The sequence below is a fragment of the Bacillus sp. MMSF_3353 genome (genome assembly GCF_030733445.1).
In the GTDB taxonomy this organism is placed as follows: domain Bacteria; phylum Bacillota; class Bacilli; order Bacillales; family Bacillaceae_G; genus Bacillus_A; species Bacillus_A wiedmannii.
Genome location: NZ_JASHJA010000016.1, coordinates 85,964 through 92,576, shown reverse-complemented (window position 1 = coordinate 92,576; position 6,613 = coordinate 85,964). Strand labels below are relative to the sequence as shown.

General features: G+C 39.3%; 6 protein-coding genes and 12 tRNA genes. 1 reads left to right on the top strand and 17 read right to left on the bottom strand.

Translation table 11 applies throughout. From position 1 onward, the window contains the following. Positions 1–79: 79 nt before the first annotated feature. From RBB48_RS23310 to RBB48_RS23250, 13 genes are all read right to left on the bottom strand, one after another. Positions 80–150 (bottom strand) — tRNA-Gly (locus RBB48_RS23310). A 1-nt stretch (position 151) separates the two neighbouring features. Next, positions 152–228: transfer RNA gene (locus tag RBB48_RS23305), tRNA-Pro, on the bottom strand. Positions 229–231: 3 nt separating this feature from the next. Next, positions 232–308, bottom strand: a tRNA-Arg gene (locus tag RBB48_RS23300). Positions 309–405: 97 nt separating this feature from the next. Then, positions 406–488 (bottom strand) — tRNA-Leu (locus RBB48_RS23295). A gap of 16 nt (positions 489–504) precedes the next feature. Then, positions 505–577, bottom strand: a tRNA-Lys gene (locus RBB48_RS23290). Between the two features lie 5 nt (positions 578–582). Next, a tRNA-Gln gene (locus RBB48_RS23285) sits at positions 583–657 on the bottom strand. Positions 658–744: 87 nt separating this feature from the next. Further along, positions 745–820 (bottom strand) — tRNA-Asp (locus RBB48_RS23280). Between the two features lie 3 nt (positions 821–823). Continuing rightward, a tRNA-Met gene (locus RBB48_RS23275) sits at positions 824–900 on the bottom strand. Positions 901–924: 24 nt separating this feature from the next. Continuing rightward, positions 925–1,000, bottom strand: a tRNA-Val gene (locus RBB48_RS23270). A gap of 4 nt (positions 1,001–1,004) precedes the next feature. Beyond that, a tRNA-Glu gene (locus RBB48_RS23265) sits at positions 1,005–1,079 on the bottom strand. Between the two features lie 8 nt (positions 1,080–1,087). After that, positions 1,088–1,178, bottom strand: a tRNA-Ser gene (locus tag RBB48_RS23260). Positions 1,179–1,181: 3 nt separating this feature from the next. Continuing rightward, positions 1,182–1,256: transfer RNA gene (locus RBB48_RS23255), tRNA-Asn, on the bottom strand. 114 nt (positions 1,257–1,370) lie between these two features. Further along, complete coding sequence (locus tag RBB48_RS23250; protein ID WP_000344252.1) at positions 1,371–1,829, bottom strand: SprT family protein; 459 nt, start codon at positions 1,827–1,829, stop codon at positions 1,371–1,373. Positions 1,830–2,024: 195 nt separating this feature from the next. Here RBB48_RS23250 and cmpA point away from each other — a divergent pair, with 195 nt between their 5' ends. After that, positions 2,025–2,141, top strand: a complete 117-nt coding sequence (gene cmpA / locus RBB48_RS23245; protein ID WP_001143642.1) for a cortex morphogenetic protein CmpA — start codon at positions 2,025–2,027, stop codon at positions 2,139–2,141. 57 nt (positions 2,142–2,198) lie between these two features. Here the strand turns inward: cmpA and RBB48_RS23240 are convergent, their stop codons facing one another. From RBB48_RS23240 to alr, 4 genes are all read right to left on the bottom strand, one after another. Then, complete coding sequence (locus RBB48_RS23240; protein ID WP_306008154.1) at positions 2,199–4,367, bottom strand: Tex family protein; 2,169 nt, start codon at positions 4,365–4,367, stop codon at positions 2,199–2,201. Between the two features lie 68 nt (positions 4,368–4,435). Continuing rightward, positions 4,436–4,786, bottom strand: a complete 351-nt coding sequence (ndoA, locus tag RBB48_RS23235; RefSeq protein WP_000635963.1) for a type II toxin-antitoxin system endoribonuclease NdoA — start codon at positions 4,784–4,786, stop codon at positions 4,436–4,438. 4 nt (positions 4,787–4,790) lie between these two features. Beyond that, positions 4,791–5,078 carry an antitoxin EndoAI gene (locus RBB48_RS23230; RefSeq protein WP_000004570.1) on the bottom strand — a complete coding sequence of 96 codons (288 nt, stop codon included), beginning with the start codon at positions 5,076–5,078 and terminating at the stop codon, positions 4,791–4,793. A gap of 309 nt (positions 5,079–5,387) precedes the next feature. Further along, entirely contained in the window at positions 5,388–6,557 is a 1,170-nt protein-coding gene (gene alr / locus RBB48_RS23225; protein ID WP_306008153.1) for an alanine racemase, read from the bottom strand. Between the last annotated feature and the right edge of the window lie 56 nt (positions 6,558–6,613).

Genomic DNA, 6,613 nt, shown 5'->3' with positions numbered 1-6,613 from the left:
AAAGTTAGTTTGTCTAGCATCTAAAAATAAAAATTGACGTTTCACGTTGTTTGTTTCGTTCAGTTTTCAAAGAACTAAAAGCGGGTGAAGAGAATCGAACTCTCGACCAGAGCTTGGAAGGCTCTTGTTTTACCACTAAACTACACCCGCGTGGTCGGGAAGACAGGATTTGAACCTGCGACCCCCTGGTCCCAAACCAGGTGCTCTACCAAGCTGAGCCACTTCCCGTTATGGCGCGCCCGAGAGGAGTCGAACCCCTAACCTCTTGATCCGTAGTCAAACGCTCTATCCAATTGAGCTACGGGCGCTTATTCATGATGTTTTTTCGTCGTTGTATTTTGGCGACTCAATTATCTTATCATACTACATTTTCAAATGCAAGTACTTTTTAAAAAGATTTTTTGATGCGGCCGAGAGGACTTGAACCTCCACGGGGTTTCCCCCACTAGGCCCTCAACCTAGCGCGTCTGCCGTTCCGCCACGACCGCGCGGAAAAAACAAAAGTGAGCCATGAAGGATTCGAACCTTCGACCCTCTGATTAAAAGTCAGATGCTCTACCAACTGAGCTAATGGCTCGTAAATGGCTGGGCTAGCTGGATTCGAACCAGCGCATGACGGAGTCAAAGTCCGTTGCCTTACCGCTTGGCTATAGCCCATCGAAATATTCATCTTCTTTCCAAAGACAAATGTTATTGTAACATAATGTCCAATAAAAAACAACTGCCAAATAGCAGAAGTTAAAATGGCGGTCCCGACCGGGGTCGAACCGGCGATCTCCTGCGTGACAGGCAGGCATGTTAACCACTACACCACGGGACCATTTGGTTGCGGGGACAGGATTTGAACCTGCGACCTTCGGGTTATGAGCCCGACGAGCTACCGTGCTGCTCCACCCCGCGATGATACTATTTATATAATTTATATGGTGGAGGATGACGGGATCGAACCGCCGACCCCCTGCTTGTAAGGCAGGTGCTCTCCCAGCTGAGCTAATCCTCCGAAGTGGTGACCCGTACGGGATTCGAACCCGTGTTACCGCCGTGAAAGGGCGGTGTCTTAACCACTTGACCAACGGGCCAGTATGTATGGCAGAGAAGAAGGGATTCGAACCCTCGCACCGCGTTAGCGATCTACTCCCTTAGCAGGGGAGCCCCTTGAGCCACTTGGGTACTTCTCTGTATGGCTCCGCAGGTAGGACTCGAACCTACGACCGATCGGTTAACAGCCGATAGCTCTACCACTGAGCTACTGCGGAATAATAAAGACAATTTGTATCTTATAAAATTTCTTATCGTAAGTCAAGATGTTTTTTCTCAACATCTTGTACAAACGTGACATGTTTATAATATACTGGATTGCGTTTTCACTGTCAAGATGTTTTCTTTATCAGGTTCAGTTTCCCTTTACACTTTCCGCAGACATATCTTTTTGTATTTATTTGACGTCTTCTTACATATTGAAGCAAACAGCCCATACATTCATACGTATAAACCTTTTTTTCCTTCTCTTCATTAATTATTCGTTTACAGAAGCGTGGCGCATCAACTTCTTTTAACAATTCACGAAAATCTCTATCCCGGTGCTTATAGCCCCTTCCTGTAATATGTAAGTGATAATGACAAAGCTCATGTTTAATGATTCCGACTAACTCTTCTTTCCCATACATTTCGTAATATCGATAATTCAGTTCAATGTTGTGTGTATTCAATAGATAACGTCCACCAGTTGTACGCAACCTACTATTGAACATAGCTCTATGTAAAAATGGCATTCCGAAGTATTGTAGTGATACTTCTTCCACCAGACGCTGTATTTCTTGCTCATCCACTCTCATTCCTCCTAAACTAAAAAATATTTTTACACTTTTCTCCTCCCTTATACATATATTAAATAGTACATATACCCATCCTCATTCAAGAAGCGTGGTTTCTAAAAATATAGCATGAATAGAAATCCACTCACCAACCTCTCATCAATAGTACCTTACATTTTTGAGAGTAGGATTAAACAAGGAGGGATTCCTATGCCTACGTGGCTAAAAAAACAAATGCAACGCGCATATTTTGAAAAAAACCGGTATCAAATTAAATTACTAAATGAATGCTGGTTTTATTATAGCAAAATACATCAAAGCTCATAATCCATTACACGTTTTATCCCATAAAAAAAGAGCAGTTTCATCTGCTCTCTTCTCTTACTATTCAATCGGCAACATGGATAGTGCAACGCGACCTTTTTTCGTATCAATATCATCTACCCATACCTTGACGATTTGTCCGACAGATACAATATCTAACGGATGCTTCACATACTGTTTGCTTAGTTTAGAAATATGTACTAAACCATCTTGTTTTACACCTACATCAACAAAAGCACCAAAATCAACAACGTTACGAACTGTTCCTTCCAGTTCCATACCACGTTTTAAATCTTCTAATTTCAAAATCCCTTTTTTCAGAAGCGGTTTAGGCAACTCATCCCTCATGTCTCGCTCTGGACTAATGAGCGCATCTATAATATCAACTAATGTTGGCTCCCCAACTCCCGTTTCTTGCGATAACTTAGAAATCTCCACTTCTTCTAAGCTCTTTTGTAATTGCAATTGCCCTACGTCATCTTTTGATAACCCTAGACTCTTCAATAACAATTCAACATTTTTATATTGTTCTGGATGAATACCCGTTCGATCTAACGGATTTGCCCCTTCTAATATACGTAAGAAACCTATGCATTGTTCATATGTCTTCGCACCTAGACGCGGTATTTTCTTTAATTCTGTTCGTTTTGTAAATTTCCCTTCTTCTTCACGCTTTGCCACAATATTTTTCGCAACAGTTTTCGATAAACCCGAAACATATTGCAATAACGCAACTGAAGCTGTATTTACATTCACACCGACTTGGTTAACTGCCGTCTCTACTACAAATGTTAATGATTCATTCAACCTCTTTTGAGATACATCATGTTGGTATTGTCCAACCCCAACTGATTTAGGATCAATCTTCACAAGTTCAGCAAGTGGATCTTGCAGACGTCTCCCAATAGAAACAGCACTTCTTTCTTCAACCTGTAAATTCGGAAATTCCTCACGAGCTAAATCGGAGGCCGAATACACACTCGCACCAGCTTCGTTCACAATAATATAGAAGACTTCTTGTTTCACATTTTGTAATACATCAACTATAAATTCTTCCGATTCTCTAGAAGCTGTACCATTCCCAATCGCAATCATTTCAACTTGATATTTATCTATAATAGAAAGAACTTTCATTTTTGCATCTTCATATTTACAAACAGGTGGATGCGGATAAATAACATCAATATATAGAACCTTCCCAGTATCATCTACAACAGCTAATTTACAACCCGTTCTATATGCAGGATCTAAAGCTAACACAACCTTTCCTTTCATTGGAGGTTGTAATAACAAATTACGTAAGTTCTCAGAAAAAATATGTATCGCTTGTTCCTCAGCTGTTTCTGTTAATTCTTTTCGAATCTCTCTTTCAATGGAGGATTGAATTAATCGTTTATAACCATCCTCAATTGCTAACTTTACATAATGCGCACTTTTAGAATCGTTATCACGAATTACTCTCTTATATAAGAAAGTTACTATCTCATCTACTGGTGGAACAACAGAAACTCTCAATATATCTTCTTTCTCACCGCGATTCATCGCTAATACACGATGCGGTACTACTTTCTGCAACGGTTCTTCATAACTGTAATACATTTCATATATATTCTTTTCATCTTTCTCTTCATCTTTTACGGACAAAGACATAACACCTTTTCTAAAAGTAACATTCCGAATCCAACTACGATAAGCTGCTTCATCTGAAACGATTTCTGCAATAATGTCTTGGGCACCTTGTAATGCTTCTTCTGCAGATTGCACTTCTTTCTCTGCGTTAATAAATTCCACTGCCTTCTGATTTGGATCTTCTTTCTTATATAACAATAACCATTCAGCTAACGGCTCTAGTCCTTTTTCTTTTGCAATCGTTGCTTTCGTTCTTCTTTTCTCTTTATATGGACGATATAAATCTTCTACTTCTTGCAACTTTACAGCTTTAACAATTTGCTGACGTAACTCTCCTGTCAGTTTCCCCTTCTCATCAATAAGACGAAGAACCTCTTCTTTCCTATCTTCAAGCTGCATCATATATTGCCATCTCTCTAAAATTGTACGAATTTGCACTTCATCTAAAGAGCCTGTCCATTCTTTTCGGTAACGAGCAATAAATGGAACTGTGTTACCTTCTTCTGTTAATTGAATAACATGACGAACTTGCTTTTCGGTAAAGCCTAATTCCTTCACTAACATTTTCATTAACGCTTGTCGATTATCTACCATTTCCATATACAACCGTAACCTCCTCTATAATAAAAAAAAGTTGCCCTGTAAAGAGAGCAACTTAAACTGCCGATTTAAAAATCTATTAGTCCTAAACTAATTTGTAGCGCTTCATCTACACGAATCATCATCACTTCATCTAAGTGAGTGATTTTGTCCGTTAAGCGCTGCTTATCGATTGTTCGAATCTGCTCAAGTAAAATAACAGAATCTCTCTCAAAACCGTACTTTTTCGCATCAATTTCCACATGAGTGGGTAATTTAGCTTTTTGAATCTGTGCAGTAATAGCCGCTACAATCACCGTTGGACTAAAACGATTTCCGATGTCATTTTGAATGACAAGAACCGGACGAACGCCTCCTTGCTCAGAACCAACAACTGGGGAAAGGTCTGCAAAATACACGTCGCCGCGTTTTACAATCAAAATATTACCCCCCGCTAACTAAGCGTTCTACTGTATGAGCTGCTTCATACTCTGCTAAGAAAGCTTCCGATGCAATACCAAGATTAATTTTTCCCATTTCAATGTACCCACGTCGCATTGATTCATGTTGGTAGCGTTTCTTCGTCTTATGTTGACGCAATAACAGTTGTGTTGCCTGGCAAATTAGTTCATGGCGATTCTTATTCTCTTGTTTTCCAATTCCGTCCAATTCCGTTACCATTTGCTTTGGCAACCGAACCACGATTTCAGTAGTTACACTTGATTCGGACACAAAAATACACCTCCACCGTCAACTACACACCCAAATATATATATGACACCTATTGTAATAATACCATTGTATGGAGCCTGTTGCAAAGACTTCCTTATTCCTTGCTTATGTTTTCCAATTCACAAACAAAACATTCATATTCTTTTATTTTTATCTTATTACAAACAAGAAACGAAAGAGTTTCCCAGCAAAATTCACGTTAAATTATGTTAAAAGTAATGATAAGTAAAAAGCTTCTCATCAAAAATGAGCTTATTCTTAACCAATGAACAGTCCTCTCAAATGACAAGAAGCAAACCATACTACCTTCTATATATTGTTCAAATAATTGATTACTTCTACAACCTTGCCGTGCCGTATGAATATTCTCGGCACACGGAAGCTTATCGTTGCAATAATTTCATAATTAATAGTCCCAGAATATTCAGCAACCTCAGTAGCACTAATATACTCATCACCTTGTTTTCCAATGAGTGTAACTTTCGTACCAAGCGGCACTTCACAAGGAAGCTGTATCATGAATTGATCCATTGTTACTCGACCTACAATCGGTACCCTTTTACCATTTATAAGCACTTCGAACCCTTGTAATCTTCTAAGCCATCCATCTGCATATCCAATCGCAACAGTTGCAATCCATTCTTCCGTTTTCGTTCGGTAAGTGACGTTATAACTAATCCCATCCCCTTTAATCACCTGTTTAATATGAGCAACTTTCGTATGCAGTGATAGCGCTGGTTCTAATTTAAACGGTAAAAAAGGGCGTATTTCTACAGACGGGGATAACCCATACATCGCAATGCCAATTCGTACTGCATTAAATGTAATCCCTTGAAAACGTAGCGTTGCAGCACTATTAGCTGTATGGACAAACTTAGGATCCACTCCAAACTCTTTCAACCAACTTAACTGCTGCAAAAATGTGTTATATTGCTTATCAAAGTAAGAAGTCTCCACCTCATCCGCTGTTGCAAAATGTGTATAAACTCCTTCTAGTTCTAAAAATGGCGCACCTTCTAAACTTTTTAAAAACCCTTTTAATTCTTTCCGTTCGCGTATTCCAATTCTTCCCATACCGCTATCGAAATTAATGTGGTATTTCATTGTAGATGAACCATCCCAAAGTTTGATCGCTTCATCCACCCATTCTTTTTGAAAAACAGTTAATGCTACATCATTTTCAGCAGCTACATTGACATCACGAGGCGGGGAAGGACCTAACACTAAAATCGGCACAGTAATACCAGCCCTTCGAAGCACTAGAGCTTCATCTAAAAAGGCAACCGCTAACCTTGTCGCCCCTGCTTCTAATGCCGTTTTAGCTACCGGTACATAATCGTGTCCATATGCATTCGCCTTGACTACAGCAAAAATCTCTACATCACTTGGAATGGAATCTTTAATGTGTGTAATATTGTTATAGATCGCATCTAAATCCACTTCCACCCAAGTGTCACGGTAAAATGGTGCTTCTTCCATAAATACACTTCCTTATACACGATATGCGAAGCTTATTCTTTTATATGCTTCTTTTA